The 18,374-nt window shown below is 63.5% G+C and carries 16 protein-coding genes; 9 read left to right on the top strand and 7 right to left on the bottom strand.

Features of this window, described 5'->3' with window-relative positions; translation table 11 throughout:
- From J4D52_RS29225 to J4D52_RS29210, 4 genes are all read right to left on the bottom strand, one after another.
- On the bottom strand, positions 1–1,157 hold a 1,157-nt coding region (locus J4D52_RS29225; protein WP_207272207.1), incomplete at its 3' end, for a M20 aminoacylase family protein.
- 212 nt (positions 1,158–1,369) lie between these two features.
- Positions 1,370–1,699: an amidase gene (locus J4D52_RS29220; RefSeq protein WP_102676751.1), complete on the bottom strand. Its 330-nt coding sequence runs from the start codon at positions 1,697–1,699 to the stop codon at positions 1,370–1,372.
- On the bottom strand, positions 1,696–2,793 hold the full coding sequence (locus tag J4D52_RS29215; protein ID WP_063428767.1) for a serine hydrolase: 1,098 nt from the start codon (positions 2,791–2,793) through the stop codon (positions 1,696–1,698). The genes J4D52_RS29220 and J4D52_RS29215 overlap by 4 nt, the downstream gene beginning before the upstream one ends.
- 77 nt (positions 2,794–2,870) lie before the next feature.
- Positions 2,871–3,746 (bottom strand): acyl-CoA dehydrogenase family protein, encoded by an 876-nt coding sequence (locus J4D52_RS29210; RefSeq protein WP_063428765.1) that lies wholly within the window; start codon positions 3,744–3,746, stop codon positions 2,871–2,873.
- Positions 3,747–3,886: 140 nt separating this feature from the next.
- Between J4D52_RS29210 and olsB the strand changes: the two genes are divergently transcribed.
- Both olsB and J4D52_RS29200 read left to right on the top strand, forming a co-directional pair.
- Positions 3,887–4,642 (top strand): L-ornithine N(alpha)-acyltransferase, encoded by a 756-nt coding sequence (olsB, locus tag J4D52_RS29205; protein WP_007926556.1) that lies wholly within the window; start codon positions 3,887–3,889, stop codon positions 4,640–4,642.
- The gene (locus J4D52_RS29200) at positions 4,642–5,436 is read left to right on the top strand and encodes a lysophospholipid acyltransferase family protein (RefSeq protein ID WP_063428764.1); all 795 of its coding nucleotides are present in this window, start codon (positions 4,642–4,644) and stop codon (positions 5,434–5,436) included. The genes olsB and J4D52_RS29200 overlap by 1 nt, the downstream gene beginning before the upstream one ends.
- Before the next feature lie 26 nt (positions 5,437–5,462).
- Here the strand turns inward: J4D52_RS29200 and J4D52_RS29195 are convergent, their stop codons facing one another.
- Complete coding sequence (locus J4D52_RS29195; protein WP_102676752.1) at positions 5,463–6,044, bottom strand: ACP phosphodiesterase; 582 nt, start codon at positions 6,042–6,044, stop codon at positions 5,463–5,465.
- Between the two features lie 153 nt (positions 6,045–6,197).
- Here J4D52_RS29195 and J4D52_RS29190 point away from each other — a divergent pair, with 153 nt between their 5' ends.
- From J4D52_RS29190 to J4D52_RS29180, 3 genes are read left to right on the top strand one after another with little or no spacing between them, the layout of a single operon-like run.
- Positions 6,198–6,512 (top strand): helix-turn-helix transcriptional regulator, encoded by a 315-nt coding sequence (locus J4D52_RS29190; protein ID WP_009047418.1) that lies wholly within the window; start codon positions 6,198–6,200, stop codon positions 6,510–6,512.
- 13 nt (positions 6,513–6,525) lie between these two features.
- The gene (locus J4D52_RS29185) at positions 6,526–7,692 is read left to right on the top strand and encodes an MFS transporter (RefSeq protein ID WP_063428760.1); all 1,167 of its coding nucleotides are present in this window, start codon (positions 6,526–6,528) and stop codon (positions 7,690–7,692) included.
- Positions 7,693–7,720: 28 nt separating this feature from the next.
- The gene (locus J4D52_RS29180) at positions 7,721–8,770 is read left to right on the top strand and encodes an alkene reductase (RefSeq protein ID WP_063428759.1); all 1,050 of its coding nucleotides are present in this window, start codon (positions 7,721–7,723) and stop codon (positions 8,768–8,770) included.
- 177 nt (positions 8,771–8,947) lie between these two features.
- On the opposite strand, the gene J4D52_RS29175 is transcribed toward J4D52_RS29180, so the two are convergent.
- Positions 8,948–9,835: a DMT family transporter gene (locus tag J4D52_RS29175; protein ID WP_102676753.1), complete on the bottom strand. Its 888-nt coding sequence runs from the start codon at positions 9,833–9,835 to the stop codon at positions 8,948–8,950.
- A gap of 162 nt (positions 9,836–9,997) precedes the next feature.
- Positions 9,998–10,630 carry an efflux system transcriptional repressor EmhR gene (gene emhR / locus J4D52_RS29170; RefSeq protein WP_025806766.1) on the bottom strand — a complete coding sequence of 211 codons (633 nt, stop codon included), beginning with the start codon at positions 10,628–10,630 and terminating at the stop codon, positions 9,998–10,000.
- 264 nt (positions 10,631–10,894) lie between these two features.
- Here emhR and emhA point away from each other — a divergent pair, with 264 nt between their 5' ends.
- From emhA to J4D52_RS29150, 4 genes are all read left to right on the top strand, one after another.
- On the top strand, positions 10,895–12,052 hold the full coding sequence (gene emhA / locus J4D52_RS29165) for an efflux RND transporter periplasmic adaptor subunit EmhA (protein ID WP_009047413.1): 1,158 nt from the start codon (positions 10,895–10,897) through the stop codon (positions 12,050–12,052).
- A gap of 3 nt (positions 12,053–12,055) precedes the next feature.
- Positions 12,056–15,202 carry an efflux RND transporter permease subunit EmhB gene (gene emhB, locus J4D52_RS29160; RefSeq protein WP_063428755.1) on the top strand — a complete coding sequence of 1,049 codons (3,147 nt, stop codon included), beginning with the start codon at positions 12,056–12,058 and terminating at the stop codon, positions 15,200–15,202.
- Positions 15,199–16,659, top strand: a complete 1,461-nt coding sequence (gene adeC / locus J4D52_RS29155) for an AdeC/AdeK/OprM family multidrug efflux complex outer membrane factor (protein WP_063428753.1) — start codon at positions 15,199–15,201, stop codon at positions 16,657–16,659. The genes emhB and adeC overlap by 4 nt, the downstream gene beginning before the upstream one ends.
- A gap of 299 nt (positions 16,660–16,958) precedes the next feature.
- Positions 16,959–18,224, top strand: a complete 1,266-nt coding sequence (locus J4D52_RS29150) for an OprD family porin (RefSeq protein WP_063428752.1) — start codon at positions 16,959–16,961, stop codon at positions 18,222–18,224.
- The last annotated feature ends 150 nt before the right edge of the window (positions 18,225–18,374 follow it).

Here is an 18,374-nt window from a genome sequence, read left to right as displayed (position 1 = left end):
CTCTCGGCCAGCGCGGCCCAATAGGCGGCGCCAGTCAGCAGGATGTCGTCATTGAAGTCATAGCCGGGGTTGTGAACCATCGGCCGGGACAGGCCGTTGCCGATGAACAGGTAGCTGCCGGGGCAACGCTGCAGCATCCAGGCGAAGTCTTCGCTGCCCATCAGCTTGCGCGTGTTGCCGTCGACCGCCTGCTCGCCCAGCAGCGCTACCCCGACCTGACGGGCGAATTCGGTCTGCTCCGGGCTGTTGACCAGCACCGGATAGGCCGGGCGATGGTCGATGCTGGCCGAGCAGCCGAAGCTCTGGGCCTGGGTGTGGATGATTGTCTTGACCCGTTCGAGCATCTGCTCGCGCACCGGCGCGTTCAGCGCCCGCAGGCTCAGGCGCAGCAGCGCCTGTTGCGGAATCACGTTGGCCGCCTCGCCGGCCTGCAGCGCACCGACCGTCACCACCGCCGCCTCCTGGGCATCGATGTTGCGCGCCACCACGGTTTGCAAGGCCATTACCACACTGGCCGCGGCCACCAGTGGATCGACCGTCAGGTGCGGCATCGAACCGTGCCCGCCCACGCCTTCGAGGGTCACGGTGAGCAGGTCCTGGGAGGCCATCATCGGCCCTTCGCGAAAGCCCAGGTGACCGGCCGGCAGCCCCGGCATGTTGTGCATGCCGAACAGCGCATCGCAGGGGAAACGCTCCAGCAGGCCGTCGGCGAGCATCGCTTCGGCGCCGCCCTGGCCTTCTTCGGCCGGCTGGAAAATCAGGGTCAGGGTGCCGTCGAACTGGCGCGTGGCCGCCAGGTAACGCGCCGCGCCGAGGAGCATGGCGGTGTGGCCGTCGTGCCCGCAGGCATGCATGCACCCGCTGTGGCGGCTGCTGTAGGCCACACCGCTGTTCTCGATGATCGGCAAGGCGTCCATATCGGCACGCAGGCCCAGCCGGCGCGGGCTGCTGCCATTGCGCAGCACACCGACCACGCCGGTCTTGCCGATACCGCTATGCACTTCGTAGCCCCACTCCTGCAGGGAACGGGCGACCAGCGCCGAGGTGCGGTTCTCCTCGAAGCCGAGTTCGGGATGGGCGTGGATGTCCTGGCGAACGGCGCGCAGGTCGCTGGCGACATCGTCGAGCCAGGCAAAGATATGCGGGAAACGGGTCATGACGTATCTCCTTGGCCGGGTGTAATCCCGTTCTTTTTTTCGGAGCGTCTCACGGTGCAACAAGGCGTGATCGCGGCGTGCCCTCAGATAACCGCGAGCCGTCGCCTGCGACAATCGAATGTGGTTCCACAGGGTGGAACCTTGTGCGGGGAGCCAGTAAACATGGGGCTGACAGCCCCGGGAAAGGATTACCGATCGTTGCGTGGCGCCGTTCAGGGCTCCAGTCGACAGCCCTGGCGCTCACTCAGCCAGACAGCGCTGTGGCTGCGTCCCAGGCCGCTGGCGCTCACCCGCTTGTGCTCGGCATCGTCCTGCAGGCTTTTGAGCGGCAGGTACTGCTGCACATAAGCTTCACAGTACTCGGCCTCGTTGTGCATCACGTAGCGGCAGGAGCAGTACTCCTTGGCGCTGTAAGCGCTGAGGATGTCCGGGAAGACCCGCAGGGCGACCCGCTCGCTCCAGCCCCAGCCGAACAGGGCCAGCAGCGCCAGCAACAGCAGGCTGGCGAAGGGATGGCGCACGACCCACGGACGCCGGCTCATGGTTGCACCTGCCGGGCGAAGGTCGCCAGGGCCAGTTTGAGCAACTGGTTGTGGCTATAGCTGCCGTCGCGGTCGTCGGCATAACGCACGATCACCAGCCCGGCGCTGGGGATCACGTACAGCGCCTGCCCCCAATGGCCCAGCGCCGCGAATGTATCGGCCGGCGCGTCCGGCCAGGGCGATGGGGCGCCGCCGACGGCGCGATTGAGCCACCAGTGACCGCCGGGCACCAACTCGTCCTGGTTCGCCTGATAACCGGCGAACGGCGTACGACTGAATTCGACCCAGTCCTTGGGCAACAACTGGCGCTCGCCCCAGCGTCCGTCACGCAACATCAACAGGCCGACCCGTGCCAGGTCCCGTGCGGTGAGGTAGGCATAGGACGAACCGACGAAGGTGCCGCTGGCGTCGCTTTCCCACACGGCATGGGTAATGCCCAGGGGCTCGAACAGCGCCTGCCAGGGATAGTCGGCATAACGCTGGGCTCCCAGCATGCCTTTCAGGGCCGCCGACAACAGGTTGGTGTCGCCGCTGGAATAACGAAACACCTGCCCTGGCGCGCTGAAGACCGGGTGCTCGGCGGTAAAGCTCGCCATATCGCCGTGGCCACGGGTGTAGAGCATGGCCACCACCGAGGACTTGAGTGGCGCGTACTCGTAGTCCTCCTGCCAATCCAGGCCCGAGGCCCAGTGCAACAGGTCGGTCAGGCTGATGTCCGGGTGCTGGCGCAACGCCGGAAGAAAGCGCGCGGCCTTGTCCTGCAACTGGAAGCGCCCTTCGCCATAGGCCACGCCCAGCACCGCGGCCAACAGGCTTTTGCTGATGGACCAGGTCAGGTGCGGGGTGTCGGCATTAGTCGGGCCGGCGTAACGCTCATAGATCAACTGGCCGTCGCGGATCACCAGCAAGGCATCGCTGCGGATGCCCAGGCGGGTCGCCTCGTTGCGGGGTGCGAAGGCGTAGGCCTCCAGCGCCTCGAGGGCCGGGCCGCTGGCTGCGGGGCCCTTGCTCCACTCCGCGCCGGGCCAGTTCTCGGCCCAGGCCGGTGGGAGCATGAATAGCAGCGCGAGCAGCAGGGTCGAGCCTTTGAGCATGGCGGGAACTCGGGCAAGGGAACCCGCTGAGGGTAGACCAGGGAGATGACAGTTTTTTGCCACCCGCGGCCCCTCCTTTATAAGGCCAGCGCCTTGGCCAGGCGTTTGCTCCGCGCCCCCGCCGCCAGGTCCAGCACCGCCCGATCGCGCTTCCACAATTCGGCCCACAGCTCCGGGCCATCGGCAAAGGCCTGCTCAAGGGCCGGCTTGAGCCCGTCGAACTGGGCGAACAGCCCGCCCAGCAACACATGCCCGCTGCCCAGCGACGGGTTCTGCCGGCTGACTTCCGAGCAACCGGCGAGCAGGGCCAGCAATTGCAGGAGCAGGGTCTGCGGCCAGTCGTTGTCCTGGCCGACGCCATACAGCCAGGCCGTCATGGCACTGAGCACATAGATGTCTTCCAGGGTGCGGAAGGGTTTGACGTAGGCATCCCAGCCGTCGCCCGCCAGCAGTTCGCACAGGGCGTTATCCAGTTGCAGGCGGCCGTGGCTGATGTCCGGCATCAGCGGGATCGCCGGCAGCTTGTCGACCTTGACCCCGGGCTCGCCAGCGTAGACCACCGCCAGGCTCAGGCGCGGCGATTCGCCTTGCGCTTCGCAGCGGGCGGCGATCAGCAGCCAGTCGGCGGCATCGCCGGCGGTGACGAAATCCTTGCGCCCGCTCAGGTGCAGGTCCTGCAGCCGGGTCTGCATGTCGGTCGGGCGCAGGCTGCGCTGCTCGGTGGCGCACAGGGCGCCCAGGCTCAGCGGCGCGCTGGGCCAGAGCATGCGCAACGCCGCCTGGTAGCCCACCAGGAAGGCTAGCCCCGGAGTGGCCATCAGGCGCCCGCCGCGCACCGCCAGTTCGAAGGGTGTCACCGGCCCCAGTTCCTGTAACAACGCGGCATAACCTTCGGCCAGGTCCGGGTGGGCGGGCAGTCGGCGACGGCTGTGCAGCAGGGCTTGCCAGGGCATAAGCGGGTCCTCAGGGGCTGTCATATAAGCATCACCAAAGCTTCATGGCGATGACACCGGGGCTACATAGCCTGACTTTGCACAACAAAGTCGATCGGCTGCAACCCAAGGCGGGTCAGTGGCCCGCACGGAGATTCACAATGACTCAGATCGCCCGCATCAGCGACACCGGCAATGAACGCCGCCTGCAAGCCGAGCGCCTGGTTGGCGCCGCGGCCCTGCAAGAAGCCCAGGCCCTGCGCTTCAACGTCTTCAGCGGCGAATTCAACGCCAAACTGAAAGGCGCTGAGCTGGGTCTGGACATGGATGACTATGATGTCCACTGCAGCCACATCGGCGTGCGTGACTTGAACAGCGGCCGCCTGGTCGCCACCACCCGCCTGCTCGACCACCAGGCCGCCAGCAGCCTGGGGCGCTTCTACAGCGAAGAAGAATTCAGCCTGCACGGCCTGGTCCAGCTCAAGGGGCCGATCCTGGAGATCGGTCGCACCTGCGTCGACCCGGCCTACCGCAATGGCGGCACCATCGCCGTGCTCTGGGGCGAACTGGCCGAAGTGCTCAACCAGGGCGGCTACAGCTACCTGATGGGCTGCGCCAGTATCCCGATGCAAGACGGCGGCGTGCAGGCCCACGCGATCATGCAGCGCCTGCGCGAACGCTACCTGTGCACCGAACACCTGCGCGCCGAACCGAAGAACCCGCTGCCGAACCTCGACATCCCGTCCAACGTCATCGCCGAGATGCCGCCGCTGCTCAAGGCCTACATGCGCCTGGGCGCGAAGATCTGCGGCGAACCGTGCTGGGACCAGGACTTCCAGGTGGCCGACGTGTTCATCCTGCTCAAGCGCGATGAGCTGTGCCCGCGCTACGCGCGTCACTTCAAGGCGGCCGTGTGATGCGCCAGCTACGGGTCTACGGGCGCATCGCCCGCGTGCTGCTGGTGGTGGCGCTGGGCCTGAGCATGGCCTGCGTGTTCGGCGTGTTCGAGCGCCTGGGCATCGCCAATTCCATGGTCCGGCGCCAGCGCTGGTCGCGCTTTTTCATGGCGCGCCTGAGCAATGCCCTGCCCTTCGGCGTGACGGTGCACGGCGAGTTGCCGAAGCAGCCGATGCTGTGGGTCAGCAATCATGTGTCCTGGACCGATATCCCGTTGCTCGGCGCGCTGACGCCGCTGTCGTTCCTGTCCAAGGCCGAAGTGCGCACCTGGCCGGTTGCCGGCTGGCTGGCCGCCAAGGCTGGCAGCCTGTTTATCCGCCGTGGTTCGGGCGACAGCCAGTTGATCCGCAAGCAGATGACCCGCCATCTGCAGCAGACCCACCCGTTGCTGATGTTCCCCGAAGGCACCACCACCGACGGCCGTAGCCTGCGCACCTTCCACGGTCGCCTGCTGGCCAGCGCCATCGAGGCCGACGTGGCCTTGCAGCCGGTGGCCATTCGTTACCTGCGCGATGGCGATATCGATCCGCTGGCGCCATTCATCGGCGATGATGATTTGCTGTCGCACCTGATGCGCCTGTTCGCCAACGACCAGGGCCGGGTGGAAATCCATCTGCTCAAGCCGATTGCCTGCCAGGGCCAGGAGCGCGCCGCGTTGGCGTTCCAGGCGCAACAGGCGGTGCAGAAGGTCCTGTTTGGCGATATCGCCCAGCCAGCCGAACCACGGCGTGCTGGCGACCTGATCGCTGCCTGAGCCTGTAGGAGCCGGCTTGCCGGCTCCTACAACGGCTGCATGTGTTGCGCGGCGAACACCTGCAACTGCGGGTAGAACGCCCGGAAATCCTCGCTCAACGGCTGGTACAGCCGCTCCAGTTCGCCCATCGCCGCCGCCAGATCTTCCGGGCGCGACAGGCGCCGGGCAATCCCCTGCAACACCTGCTCCAGCACCTCGAATTCCCGGTAGGAACCCAGCCAGTCATGGGCGGCCATGTGCGGCGCAATCTGCGCCAGGCGCCCGGGCAACCGGGGTTCGCCCGCCAGCACCCGGTACACGTCCGAGGTGAACAATGCCAACGGCCGGTCGGCATACAGAGCCCAGTCCCGGGCCAGGCAGTGGTCGAAAAACACGTCCAGCACGATGCCGGCGTAACGCCGGCGGGTCAGGGAAAAACGCGACAGCGATTCGCCCACCAGCGGATGGCGGTCGGTAAAGATATCGATGCTGCGATGCAGCTGGATCGCCGCCTCGATCTCGGGGTCGAACTGGCCCTGCAGGCGCCCTTTGACGAAGTCGCCATACAAACTGCCGAGTAATTGACCGGGGCGCTGGCCGCCGAGGTGTAGATGTGCGAGATAATTCATTCGCGCAGCTTAGCACCGCGCCTCACATATCGTTATAACCCGATATACCGATTAATGCTGATCTCAGATCAAAATCATATTGGTATATCGCGAAATAGCGATTTAAAGTTCGCCTCATCGCGATATAACGTTTTACGGAAAACGAGCACCGCCATGTCCATCGACCTCGACGAAATAATAAAAGCCCTGGCGCACCCAGTACGACGAGACATCCTTATCTGGCTCAAGGACCCGAAGGTCCAGTTCCCCGATCAGACCCACAACCACGAGTACGGCATCTGCGCCGGACAGATCGACCAACGCTGCGGCCTGTCGCAGTCGACCGTCTCCGCACACCTGGCGACCTTGCAGCGGGCGGGCCTGATCAGCAGCCAGAAAGCCGGCCAATGGCACTTTTTCAAACGCAACGAGGATGTGATCCAAGCCTTCCTCGAAGCGCTCACCCAAGAACTCAGCAGCAGACGCTGACAAGGACCCGACAATGCCCCTCTCGCTCCTCATCCTGGCCTTGAGCGCCTTCGCCATCGGCACCACCGAGTTCGTCATCATGGGCCTGCTGCCCGATGTGGCGAACGACCTGGGCGTGTCGATCCCCGGCGCCGGCTGGCTGGTGACCGGCTACGCCCTGGGCGTGGCCATCGGCGCGCCCTTCATGGCCCTGGCCACCGCCAGGCTGCCGCGCAAGGCCGCCCTGGTAGCGTTGATGGGAATTTTCATCGTCGGCAACCTGCTGTGTGCGCTGGCCAGTGACTACGACGTGCTGATGTTCGCCCGTGTGGTCACCGCCCTGTGCCATGGCGCCTTCTTTGGTATCGGTTCGGTGGTCGCGGCAGGCCTGGTGCCCGCCAACAAGCGTGCCTCCGCCGTGGCCCTGATGTTCACCGGCCTGACCCTGGCCAACGTGCTCGGCGTACCGCTGGGCACTGCCCTAGGCCAACAGGCCGGCTGGCGTTCGACCTTCTGGGCGGTGACCCTGATCGGCGTGATTGCCCTGATCGGCCTGATCCGTTTCCTGCCGGCCAAGCATGACGAAGAGAAGCTCGACATGCGCTCGGAACTGGTCGCCCTCAAGGGCGCCGGGATCTGGCTGTCGCTGAGCATGACCGCGCTGTTCTCCGCCTCGGTGTTCACCCTGTTCACCTATGTCGCCCCGCTGCTGGGCGAGGTGACCGGTGTCTCGCCCCAGGGCGTGACCTGGACCCTGGTGCTGATCGGCCTGGGCCTGACCCTGGGCAACATCATCGGCGGCAAGATGGCCGACAAAAGCCTGTCGGGAACCCTGGTCGGCGTGCTGATCGCCATGGCCGTGACCAGCTCCGTGCTGACCTGGACCAGCGTCGCGCTGATCCCCACCGAAGTCACCCTGTTCCTCTGGGCCACCGCCTGCTTCGCCGCGGTGCCAGCCCTGCAGGTCAACGTGGTGACCTTCGGCAAGGCCGCGCCGAATCTGGTGTCCACGCTGAACATCGGCGCCTTCAACATCGGCAACGCCCTGGGCGCCTGGGTCGGGGGCAGCGTCATCGCCCACGGCTACGGCCTGGTCAACGTGCCGCTGGCCGCCGCCGCGCTGGCGGTCCTGGCCCTGCTGGTGACGCTGATTACCTTTCGCCAGGGCGGCAATGCCGAACTGGCTCCTGCGACCAACTGATACGTTCATCTAAAGAAGGGTGTATTTCATGACGACTATTTTCGATCCGATCAAACTCGGCGACCTCGAGCTGGCCAACCGCATCATCATGGCGCCGCTGACCCGCTGCCGCGCCGACGAAGGCCGCGTACCGAACGCGCTGATGGCCGAGTACTACGTGCAACGCGCTTCCGCCGGCCTGATCCTCAGCGAGGCCACCTCGGTGACCCCACTGGGCGTCGGCTACCCGGACACCCCGGGCATCTGGTCCAACGACCAGGTGCGTGGCTGGAGCAACGTGACCAAGGCCGTTCACGGCGCAGGCGGCAAGATCTTCCTGCAACTGTGGCACGTGGGCCGGATTTCCCACCCGAGCTACCTGAACGGCGAAGCGCCGGTCGCGCCAAGCGCCATCCAGCCCAAGGGCCACGTCAGCCTGGTACGCCCGCTGGCGGACTTCCCGACCCCGCGTGCCCTGGAAACCGCTGAGATCGCCGATATTGTCGACGCCTACCGCGTCGGCGCCGAGAACGCCAAGGCCGCCGGTTTCGACGGCGTGGAAATCCATGGCGCCAACGGCTACCTGCTCGACCAGTTCCTGCAAAGCTCCACCAACCAGCGTACCGACCAGTACGGCGGCTCCCTGGAAAACCGTGCACGGCTGATGCTGGAAGTGACTGACGCAGCGATCGAGGTCTGGGGCGCCGGCCGTGTGGGCGTGCACTTGTCCCCGCGTGCCGACCTGCACGACATGGGTGATGAGAACCTCTCGGAAACCTTCACCTACCTCGCTCGCGAGCTGGGCAACCGCGGTATCGCTTTTATCTGCTCCCGCGAGAAAGAAGGCGCCGACAGCCTCGGCCCACAACTGAAAGAAGCCTTCGGCGGCCCCTACATCGCCAACGAACGCTTCACCAAGGACAGCGCCAACGCCTGGCTGGCCAGCGGCAAGGCCGACGCCGTGGCTTTCGGTGTGCCCTTCATCGCCAACCCGGACCTGCCGGCCCGCCTGAAAGCCGATGCGCCGCTGAACGATGCGCGCCCTGAACTGTTCTACGCCAAGGGCCCGGTCGGCTATATCGACTACCCGACGCTGTAAGGCGCTGCAATTAAAAAGCCCCGGACTCGCAAGAGCCGGGGCTTTTTCATGCGCGTTCACCTGTAGGAGCGAAGCTTGCTCGCGATGGTAGTCAACGATAATGCGGTGTGCCTGAAGCTACCCGTTGCCCTTGGGTTTATCGCGAGCAAGCTTCGCTCCTACAAAGGCAGGGCGCGATCAGCCGCGTTTGCGCTGGCCCCAGGCCACGGCCAGGCCGCTGAGGCAGATCACCGCGGTCCCGACTATGGCGAAGCTGTCCGGGGTGTGATCGAAAATCAGGTAGCCGTACATGCCGGCGAACAGGATCTGTCCGTAGCTGAACGGTGCCAGCATCGCCGGCGCGGCATGGCGGAAGGCCTGGGTCAGCAACAGGTGGCCGAGCATGCCACAGGTGCCGAGGCCGATCATGAACAGAGCGTGCCACAAGGTCGGCGTACTCCAGAAAAACGGCAATGCCGCGCTCATGATCAGGCTGTTGAGAATCCCGGTAAGGAAGTTGCTGGTGGTGGGGCTGTCGACACCGCTGAGCTTGCGGGTGAGCAATTGGTAGAAGCCGAAACACAACGCCGAGCACAGCGGCAGCAGGATCGCCGGGGTGAACAAGGCGCCGCCCGGACGAATCACGATCAAGACCCCGACGAAACCGGCCAGCACCGCCAGCCACTGGCTGCGGGTCACCCGCTCGCCCAACAGCGGCACGGACAGCGCGGTGACCAGCAAAGGTGCGAGGAAGTTGACCGCGGTAGCCTCGGCCAGGGGGATATAACGCAGGCCGGTGGTGAAAAACAGGCTGGTGCCGATCAGGCACAAGGCACGCAACAGTTGCAGGCCAGGCCGCTTGGTACGCACCACGGCGGAAAAACCGCTGCGCGGCACGAACACCACCAGCATCAACAGCGTGTGCACCACATACCGGGCCCAGACCACCATGACGATGGGGTAGAACCCGGACAGGTATTTGGACAGGGTGTCATGACTGGCGAACAGCAAAACCGCTAGGCAAATCAGTGCTATACCTTTTACCGGCTGCTCGGCGCCCTTGTAAGCCGCGGTACTCACACTCATTCACATACTCGCAACAATTTCCCTACAAAATACGTAGCTCGCTATCTATCAAGATAAAGTCGGCACGTATATAAAGGCATCCCGGTAAGCCGTGACGAATGAAACATCGCGTTTTATAACGCGCAAACGTTGACATCTGCAGACGTAATTCCGCATTTTGTCTCAATTACGCAGGCTGGGACTCAGGCGCAGCATGTCCAATCCGGTATCGATCCAGCGCTCCGCTTCCTTATGGAGTTCGAAACTGTCCGGCGCCAACAGCCACTGATAAAGAATGCCATCAATATAGGCGTGGATACTGATGGCCGCCCGGGCAGTATCGAGATTCTCGGGTAGCTGCCCCCGCTTCACGGCATTGCGCAACCCCAGCTCGATATGCACGTTGCAATCCAGGCTGGCCGCGCGACGCTGGCGCCGCAAGTCGCACATTTCATCGGTGAATTCGCACTTGTGAAACAAAATCTCATTAATGCGTCGGGTTTTCGGGTCCAGGGCAATTTGATGAAACAAATGAATCAGCAGCTTGCGCATGCACCCCAGCGGATCGACTTCCTCTTCGCTCTCACTCGCCTTGGCCATTTCATCCAGCGGCTCGCGCAATGTATCGAGCATGGCCTGCACCAGATCCGCCTTGTTACTGAAGTGCCAGTAAATAGCTCCACGCGTGACACCGGCCAACGCCGCGATATCGGCCAGGGTGGTACGCGCCACACCGCGCTCGTAGAAGGCTTTTTCGGCCGCCTCGAGTATCTGTTTGCGGGTTTCTTGAGCTTCCTCTTTGGTACGACGGACCATGGCAGTAAACCTCGATCAGGATGCTTCAGCGATGCATGAAGCTCATCTGAATAAATATGGAACGGCATCTCGGGTGCCGTTTTCCCAACCTACAATTCGACACTTGCAACGACTTTTGTAACCGAATGGGTACGTCGCCAAGGTATTTACAAACAACCATGAACGTAAGTATATTCCTTAGCAAGCTACTTATCCACTCAGCACTCGTTTTTTACCCTTCCACTTTTCGAGTGCGCATTTTGCGCGCCTGACCCGAGGATCTTCATGCAACTCAAGCCAGCTGTTACCGCTCTGGTCACTGCCGTCGCCCTGGCATCGCTGCTCAGCGGATGTAAAAAGGAAGAGGCGGCTCCCGCCCCACAAGCCCCTCAGGTCGGCGTAGTCACCCTGCAACCTCAAGCCTTTACCCTGACGTCCGAGCTTCCAGGGCGCACCACTGCGTTCCGGATCGCCGAGGTCCGTCCTCAGGTCAACGGCATCATTCTCAAGCGTCTGTTCAAGGAAGGCGGCGACGTCAAGGAAGGTCAGCAGCTCTACCAGATCGATCCGTCGGTCTATGAGTCGACCCTCAAGAGCGCCCAGGCCAACCTGCAATCGACCAAGTCGATCTCCGATCGCTACAAGCAACTGGTCGACGAACAAGCCGTAAGCCGCCAGGAATACGACACCGCCGTCGCCAACCGCCTGCAATCGGAAGCCGCGCTGCAGAGCGCCCAGATCGACCTGCGCTACACCAAGGTGCTGTCGCCGATCTCCGGGCGTATCGGCCGCTCTTCGGTCACCGAAGGCGCATTGGTCAGCAACGGTCAATCCGCCGCCATGGCAACCATCCAGCAACTCGATCCGATCTACGTCGACGTCACCCAGTCGTCGGTCGAACTGCTCGAGCTGCGCCGCGAACTGGAAAGCGGTCGCCTGCAGAAGGCCGGCGACAACGCCGCCAAGGTCAAGCTGACCCTGGAAGACGGCAGCCAGTACAAGCTCGACGGCAAGCTGGAGTTCTCCGAAGTGTCGGTCGACGAAACCACCGGTTCCGTGACCCTGCGCGCAGTGTTTCCGAACCCGGAACACACCCTGCTGCCTGGCATGTTCGTGCACGCGCAACTGCAGGCCGGCGTGAATGCCGCGGCGATCCTCGCCCCGCAACAAGGCGTGACCCGCGACCTCAAGGGCACACCGACCGCGCTGGTGGTTGGCCCGGACAACAAGGTTGAACTGCGTCAGCTCAAGGCCAGCCGCACCGTCGGCAACCAGTGGCTGATCGAGGACGGCCTGAAGGCCGGTGATCGCCTGATCACCGAAGGGCTGCAATTCGTCCGACCTGGCGTCGAAGTCAAAGCCAGCGAAGCGACCAACGTTCCAGCAAAAAACCCGGCCACTGCACAGGCAACTGACAAAGCTGCAGGCGGCAAAGGGGAGTAAACCATGTCGAAATTTTTTATCGACCGTCCGATTTTCGCCTGGGTAATCGCCCTGGTGATCATGCTGGTCGGGGCTCTATCGATCCTCAAATTGCCGATCAACCAATACCCGAGCATCGCGCCACCAGCGATCGCCATCTCCGTGACCTACCCAGGCGCTTCCGCACAGACCGTGCAGGACACCGTGGTCCAGGTCATCGAGCAGCAGCTCAACGGTATCGACAACCTGCGTTATGTGTCCTCGGAAAGTAACTCCGACGGCAGCATGACCATTACCGCGACCTTCGAGCAGGGCACCAACTCGGACACCGCGCAGGTTCAGGTGCAGAACAAGCTGAACCTGGCCACCCCGCTGCTGCCGCAAGAAGTACAGCAACAGGGTATCCGCGTAACCAAGGCGGTGAAGAACTTCCTGTTGGTGATCGGTGTGGTTTCCGAGGACGGCAGCATGTCCAAGGACGACCTCTCGAACTACATCGTGTCCAACATGCAGGACCCGATCTCGCGAACCGCAGGCGTGGGTGACTTCCAGGTGTTCGGTGCCCAGTACGCCATGCGTATCTGGCTCGACCCGGCCAAGCTGAACAACTTCAACCTGACTCCGGTCGACGTGAAAACCGCCGTGGCGGCGCAGAACGTCCAGGTGTCGTCCGGCCAGATCGGTGGTTTGCCAGCCCTGCCAGGCCAGCAACTGAACGCCACCATCATCGGCAAGACCCGCCTGCAGACTGCCGAGCAGTTCAAGGCCATCCTGCTGAAGGTCAACGCGGACGGCTCGCAAGTGCGCCTGGGCGATGTCGCCGATGTCGCCCTGGGTGGTGAAAACTACTCCGTCAGTGCCCAGTTCAACGGTGCCCCGGCTTCCGGCCTGGCCGTGAAACTGGCCAACGGCGCCAACGCCCTGGACACCGCCAAGGCCCTGCGCAAGACCATCAGCGACCTGGAGCCGTTCTTCCCGGAAGGGATGAAAGTGGTCTTCCCGTACGACACCACCCCTGTGGTGACCGAGTCGATCAAGGGTGTGGTCGAGACCCTGGTCGAAGCGATCGTGCTGGTGTTCCTGGTGATGTTCCTGTTCCTGCAGAACTTCCGCGCCACCGTCATCACCACCATGACTGTTCCGGTGGTGTTGCTGGGTACCTTCGGTATCCTCGCGGCCGCCGGGTTCAGCATCAACACCCTGACCATGTTCGGCATGGTGCTGGCCATCGGCTTGCTGGTGGACGACGCCATCGTCGTGGTGGAAAACGTCGAGCGGGTGATGGCCGAGGAAGGCCTGTCGCCCAAGGAAGCGACCAAGAAGTCCATGGGCCAGATCCAGGGCGCCCTGGTCGGTATTGCCCTGGTACTGTCGGCGGTACTGCTGCCGATGGCGTTCTTCAGCGGTTCCACCGGTGTGATCTACAAGCAGTTCTCGATCACCGTGGTCTCGGCCATGGCCCTGTCGGTACTGGTTGCCCTGATCTTCACCCCGGCCCTGTGCGCCACCATGCTCAAGGCTATTCCCCACGGCGAACACGCCGCGCCGAAACGCGGCTTCTTCGGCTGGTTCAACCGTACCTTCGACCGCAGCGTCAAAAGCTACGAGCGTGGCGTGGGCAACATCCTGCGGCACAAGGCGCCTTACCTGCTGGCCTACGCGCTGATCGTGGTCGGCATGATCTGGCTGTTCGCCCGTATCCCGACTGCGTTCCTTCCGGAAGAAGACCAGGGCGTACTGTTCGCCCAGGTACAGACCCCGGCCGGTTCCAGTTCGGAGCGGACCCAGGTGGTAGTCGATGAAATGCGCGCCTACCTGCTGGACAAGGAAAAGGACACCGTGGCCTCGGTCTTCACCGTGAACGGCTTCAACTTCGCCGGTCGTGGCCAGAGTTCGGGCATGGCGTTCATCATGCTCAAGCCGTGGGACGAACGCTCCGTGGAAAACAGCGTGTTCAACCTGGCCGCCCGGGCCCAGCAGCACTTCTTCACCTTCCGCGATGCGATGGTGTTCGCCTTCGCCCCGCCGGCGGTACTGGAGCTGGGTAACGCCACCGGTTTCGACGTGTTCCTGCAGGACCGCGCCGGTATCGGCCACGAGAAACTGATGGAAGCCCGCAACCAGTTCCTCGGCATGGCGGCGCAGAGCAAGGTCCTGTCCCAGGTGCGTCCGAACGGCCTGAACGACGAGCCGCAGTACCAGCTGGAAATCGATGACGAGAAGGCCAGCGCCCTGGGTGTGACCATCTCCGACATCAACAACACCCTGTCGATTGCCCTGGGTAGTAGCTACGTCAACGACTTCATCGACCGCGGTCGGGTGAAGAAGGTGTACATCCAGGGTCAGCCTAACGCTCGCATGAGCCCCGAGGACCTGAAGAAGTGGTACGTGCGCAATAGCGCCGGGACCATGGTGCCGTTCGCCTCCTTCGCCAAGGGCACGTGGATCTACGGTTCGCCGAAACTGGCCCGTTACAACGGCGTGGAAGCGGTGGAAGTCCTGGGTGCCCCCGCACCGGGCTACAGTACCGGTGAAGCCATGGCCGAAGTCGAAGCCATCGCCAAGAAGCTGCCGGCCGGTGTCGGTATCTCCTGGACCGGTCTGTCCTACGAGGAACGTCTGTCGGGCTCGCAAGCGCCTGCGCTGTACGCCTTGTCGCTGCTGATGGTGTTCCTGTGTCTGGCGGCGCTGTATGAAAGCTGGTCGATTCCGATCGCGGTCATGCTGGTGGTACCGCTGGGGATCATCGGTGCGCTGATGGCGACCAGCCTGCGCGGCCTGTCCAACGACGTGTACTTCCAGGTGGGTCTGTTGGTGACCATCGGTCTGGCGGCGAAAAACGCCATTCTGATCGTCGAGTTCGCCAAGGAACTGCACGAACAGGGCCGCAGCCTGGTGGACGCAGCGATCGAAGCCTGCCGCATGCGTCTGCGTCCGATCGTCATGACCTCCCTGGCCTTCGTGCTTGGTGTGGTACCGCTGGCCATCTCCACCGGCGCCGGCTCGGGTAGCCAGCATGCGATCGGTACCGGGGTAATTGGCGGTATGCTCACCGCGACTGTCCTGGCGATATTCTGGGTACCTTTGTTCTTCGTCACCGTGTCCAAGATGGGCCGCCGCAAGGCAGACGAAGCGGAAACTACTGAAACTCCTGAAGAGGCTGGCCAATGAGCAAGTCGCTACTCTCCCTCGCAATCACCGCCGCCGTGCTGAGTGGTTGCTCGCTGATACCGGATTATCAGCAGCCGCAAGCGCCGGTCGCGGCGCAATACCCGCAAGGGCCGGCCTATTCGCCTGCGGAGGCTGCCAACCAGGCAGCCGCCGAACAGGGCTGGCGGCAGTTCTTCCATGACCCTGCCCTGCAGCAGCTGATCCAGACCGCGCTGGTGAACAACCGTGACCTGCGGGTCGCGGCGCTGAATATCGACGCCTACGCCGCGCAGTACCAGATCCAGCGCGCGGACCTGTTCCCGGCGATTTCGGCCACCGGCAGCGGCAGCCGTCAACGTACCCCGGCACGGATGTCGCAGACCGGTGAAGCGGCCATCTCCAGCCAGTACTCGGCAACCCTGGGTATCAGCGCTTATGAGCTGGACCTGTTCGGTCGCGTTCGCAGCTTGAGCGAGCAGGCCTTGCAGACCTACTTCTCCAGCGAAGAAGCCCGGCGCAGTACGCAGATCAGCCTGGTGGCCAGCGTGGCCAACGCCTACCTGACCTGGCAGGCCGACAAGGAACTGCTGAAGCTGACCCAGGACACCCTGGCGGCCTACGAGGAGAGCTACCGCCTCACCTCGCGCAGCAACGAAGTCGGCGTGGCCTCGGCCCTGGACCTGAGCCAGGCGCGGACCTCGGTGGAAAACGCCCGGGTGCAACTGGCGCGTTATACCCGCCAGGTGGCCCAGGACGAAAACAGCCTGACCCTGCTGCTGGGTACTTCGATTCCGGCCAACCTGCCGAGCGCGCAGCCGTTGTCGGCCGACCTGCTCAGCGAGTTGCCGGCCGGCCTGCCGTCGGAACTGCTGCAACGCCGTCCGGACATCCTCGCCGCCGAGCACAACCTGAAAGCCGCCAACGCCAGTATTGGCGCGGCACGTGCGGCGTTCTTCCCAAGCATCAGCCTGACGGCCAATGCCGGGACCTTGAGCCCGGACATGGGCGGCCTGTTCAAGGGTGGCTCGGGCACCTGGTCGTTCGCGCCGCAGATCAATATCCCGATCTTCAACGCCGGCAGCCTGCGCGCCAGCCTGGATTACTCGAAAATCCAGAAAGACATCAACGTGGCGCAGTACGAGAAGTCCATCCAGACCGCCTTCCAGGAAGTCTCCGATGGCCTGGCCGCACGTCAGACCTACAACCAGCAGTTGCAGGCCCAGCGTGACTTCGTCAACGCCAACCAGGACTACTACCGTCTGGCCGAGCGTCGCTACCGCATCGGTGTCGACAGCAACCTGACCTTCCTCGACGCCCAGCGCTCGCTGTTCAGCGCGCAGCAAGCGTTGATCACCGACCGGCTTGCGCAGCTGACCAGCGAGGTCAACCTGTACAAGGCCCTGGGTGGCGGTTGGAACGAGCAAGGTTCGCAGAAAGCGGAAGTGAGCAAAGAAGCACCGCCACTGAAGCTGTTCTGAGTGCATGACGCTTGAAAAAAGCCCACCTTTCGGTGGGCTTTTTTATGGGCCGAAGACGGCCGTCACTTGTGTTCGTTAATCGCCCAAAACCCGCCAAGGCCAATTGAACAGGGCCGTTGATCCAACGCACCATTCCCCGCACCTACAAAAACCAATAACAACAGGTTCGTCATCATGACCCCGCGCCCTGCCCGCTCCGGCTGATTCCGTTCCATCCACCCTCCCGGTTTCAACCTTGTCTGCAACCTGACGTTGCGGCAGCGCCCTGCCTCATCCCTAACAATTAGAGAGCCCGATCCATGAAGCCATCCATTCGCACTCCCTACTCCCTGCTGCCTGGCCTGCTGGCTGTCAGCGTCGCCGGCACGGCCCTGCCGGTCATGGCCGCGGAGTCCGGCTTTCTCGAAGACGCCAAGGTCAACCTGAACCTGCGCAACTTCTACATCAACCGCAACTTCACCAACCCGGGCAAGAGCCAGGGCAAGGCTGAAGAATGGACCCAGAGCTTCATCCTCGACGCCAAGTCCGGCTTCACCCAGGGCACCGTCGGTTTCGGCATGGACGTGCTGGGGCTGTACTCGCTGAAGCTCGATGGCGGCAAGGGCACCGGCGGCACCCAACTGCTGCCCCTGGATCACGACGGGCGTCCGGCCGACCACTTCGGCCGCACGGGCGTGGCGTTCAAGGCGCGCCTGTCGCAGACCGAAGTGAAGGTCGGCGAATGGATGCCGGTGCTGCCGATCCTGCGCTCGGACGACGGTCGTTCCCTGCCCCAGACCTTTCGCGGCGGCCAGATCACCTCGAAGGAAATTGACGGCCTGACGCTCTACGGCGGCCAGTTCCGCGCCAACAGCCCGCGTGACGACAGCAGCATGAGCGACATGTCGATGACCGGCAAAGCGGCCTTCACCTCCGACCGTTTCAACTTCCAGGGCGGCGAATACAGCTTCAACGACAAGCGCACCCAGGTCGGCGTGTGGAACGCCCAGCTCAAGGACATCTACAGCCAGCAATACCTCAACCTGATCCACAGCCAGCCGCTGGGCGACTGGACCCTGGGCGCCAACATCGGCTTCTTCTACGGCAAGGAGGATGGCAGCGCCCGCGCCGGCGACCTGGACAACAAGACCTGGTCGGGCCTGTTCTCGGCCAAGTACGGCGGCCACACCTTCTACGTCGGCCTGCAGAAACTCACCGGCGACAATGCCTGGATGCGCGTCAACGGCACCAGCGGCGGCACCCTGGCCAACGACAGCTACAACGCCAGCTACGACAACGCCCAGGAAAGATCCTGGCAACTGCGTCATGACTACAACTTCGTCGCTGTCGGCGTCCCCGGCCTGACCCTGATGAACCGCTACATCAAGGGCGACAACGTGCACACCGGCACCATCACCGATGGCAAGGAATGGGGACGCGAGAGCGAGCTGGCCTACACCGTGCAAAGCGGCACGCTGAAGAACCTCAACGTCAAATGGCGCAACTCGACCATGCGCCGCGACTTCAGCACCAACGAGTTCGACGAGAACCGCCTGATCATCAGCTACCCGATCAGCCTGCTGTAAGCCCCTCGGCTCGGCGTCGCCAGAACCAAGGCCAGCCCCGTTCCCCGGGGCTGGCCTTGCTTTTTGTAGGAGCGAAGCTTGCTCGCGATGATCGTCAACGATGACGCGTTCTTGCTGGCTAAACGCGGTGTTCTCAGGTGTATCGCGAGC

It is taken from the genome of Pseudomonas sp. GW460-12-10-14-TSB1, assembly GCF_017349775.1.
GTDB classification, from domain to species: Bacteria; Pseudomonadota; Gammaproteobacteria; order Pseudomonadales; family Pseudomonadaceae; genus Aquipseudomonas; species Aquipseudomonas piscium.
The sequence above is the reverse complement of the archived record's forward strand: the minus strand, read 5'-3'. Positions and strand labels throughout refer to the sequence as shown.

Bases quoted from the DNA above. Each gene is read 5' to 3' on its own strand.
- J4D52_RS29175 (WP_102676753.1), bottom strand. From the start codon at position 9,835: ATGAGTGTGAGTACCGCGGCTTACAAGGGCGCCGAGCAGCCGGTAAAA.
- adeC (WP_063428753.1), top strand. From the start codon at position 15,199: ATGAGCAAGTCGCTACTCTCCCTCGCAATCACCGCCGCCGTGCTGAGT.
- J4D52_RS29220 (WP_102676751.1), bottom strand. From the start codon at position 1,699: ATGAGCCGGCGTCCGTGGGTCGTGCGCCATCCCTTCGCCAGCCTGCTG.
- J4D52_RS29185 (WP_063428760.1), top strand. From the start codon at position 6,526: ATGCCCCTCTCGCTCCTCATCCTGGCCTTGAGCGCCTTCGCCATCGGC.
- J4D52_RS29210 (WP_063428765.1), bottom strand. From the start codon at position 3,746: ATGCCCTGGCAAGCCCTGCTGCACAGCCGTCGCCGACTGCCCGCCCAC.
- J4D52_RS29180 (WP_063428759.1), top strand. From the start codon at position 7,721: ATGACGACTATTTTCGATCCGATCAAACTCGGCGACCTCGAGCTGGCC.
- emhA (WP_009047413.1), top strand. From the start codon at position 10,895: ATGCAACTCAAGCCAGCTGTTACCGCTCTGGTCACTGCCGTCGCCCTG.
- J4D52_RS29150 (WP_063428752.1), top strand. From the start codon at position 16,959: ATGAAGCCATCCATTCGCACTCCCTACTCCCTGCTGCCTGGCCTGCTG.
- J4D52_RS29190 (WP_009047418.1), top strand. From the start codon at position 6,198: ATGTCCATCGACCTCGACGAAATAATAAAAGCCCTGGCGCACCCAGTA.
- emhB (WP_063428755.1), top strand. From the start codon at position 12,056: ATGTCGAAATTTTTTATCGACCGTCCGATTTTCGCCTGGGTAATCGCC.
- J4D52_RS29200 (WP_063428764.1), top strand. From the start codon at position 4,642: ATGCGCCAGCTACGGGTCTACGGGCGCATCGCCCGCGTGCTGCTGGTG.
- J4D52_RS29215 (WP_063428767.1), bottom strand. From the start codon at position 2,793: ATGCTCAAAGGCTCGACCCTGCTGCTCGCGCTGCTATTCATGCTCCCA.
- olsB (WP_007926556.1), top strand. From the start codon at position 3,887: ATGACTCAGATCGCCCGCATCAGCGACACCGGCAATGAACGCCGCCTG.
- emhR (WP_025806766.1), bottom strand. From the start codon at position 10,630: ATGGTCCGTCGTACCAAAGAGGAAGCTCAAGAAACCCGCAAACAGATA.
- J4D52_RS29195 (WP_102676752.1), bottom strand. From the start codon at position 6,044: ATGAATTATCTCGCACATCTACACCTCGGCGGCCAGCGCCCCGGTCAA.